General features: G+C 72.5%; 1 protein-coding gene. It reads left to right on the top strand.

From position 1 onward, the window contains the following. The coding region (locus TOK_RS27790; RefSeq protein ID WP_253258683.1) for a hypothetical protein at positions 1-998 on the top strand (998 nt) is incomplete at its 5' end. Positions 999-1,062: the final 64 nt, after the last annotated feature.

Genomic DNA, 1,062 nt, shown 5'->3' with positions numbered 1-1,062 from the left:
GGAACCCGATCCCCACCGGTGCCCGGCTGGATCCGCAGTCCGCCGCGATGGCCGGCGGGCTGGCCTCGGGCGATCACATCCTCAACACCGGTGAGTTCGGTGTCGCGCTGGTCAACCCCGACCAGATCAGCGCCTCCACCCCGCGCTCGACGGTGCCGCTGTCGGAGAACTGGGGCGGCAACCCACTGGCCGGGCTGAAGGTGCCGGTCCCGGCCAACCTGAAGATCCCGCCCGGCTCCGACGGTCACGTCGCGATCGCCGACCCGACCACCGACACCGTCGTCAACCTGTGGGTGACGAAGAAGGCCGGGACGGGGCTGGCCGCGAACTGGGGAGCGGCGACCGCACTCGACGGTGACGGTCGCGAACACAACGGCTCCTCCACCGGGGCGGGCATCGCCCGCTACGCCGCTGTCGTGCGCGCCTCGGAGATCGCCGCAGGCACGATCCCGCACGCGCTGTTCTTCTCCACCAACATGGTCAAACCCGGCGAGGTCCGCTACCCGGCCACCAAGACCGACGGCTCGAACATGGACGGCGTCGGCTCGCCGATCCCCGAGGGCGCCCGGGTGCAGCTCGACCCGAGCATCGACGTCGACACCATCCCCGGGATCAGCAGCGGCGAGAAAGCGATCGCGAAGGCCCTGCAGACCTACGGCGCCTACGTCGGGGACAACGGCGGCGCCCGCATGGCGTTCATCGCCGAGTACGCCCCCGACTCGAACGCCTACTCCCAGGCCGGGCTCTCCGGCGACTTCGTCGCCCTCGACCACATCCCCTGGGCCAAGCTCCGCGTCCTCGCCGACTGGAGCGGCGGCACCCAGACCACCCCCGCCGACACCGACACCGCCGGCGCCGACACGGGGATCACTGACACCGGCGCCGCCGACACGACCCCCTCGGACTCCGCCTCCGGCTCGGGCTCCGGGTCCGGCTCCGGCTCCGGCTCGGGGGAGGTCGAGCCGACCGCGGCGACCTGTGGAAACGGGCCGCGATGAGCTGCCTCTGCCGCCGCCGTGAGCCGACCCACGCCCTCCGTGCCTCGTCTTCGGCAACCGGCCC

The organism is Pseudonocardia sp. N23, from assembly GCF_002583555.1.
GTDB lineage: Bacteria > Actinomycetota > Actinomycetes > Mycobacteriales > Pseudonocardiaceae > Pseudonocardia.
Note: the sequence above shows the minus strand (reverse complement) of the source record. Positions and strands in the feature narration are given on the sequence as shown.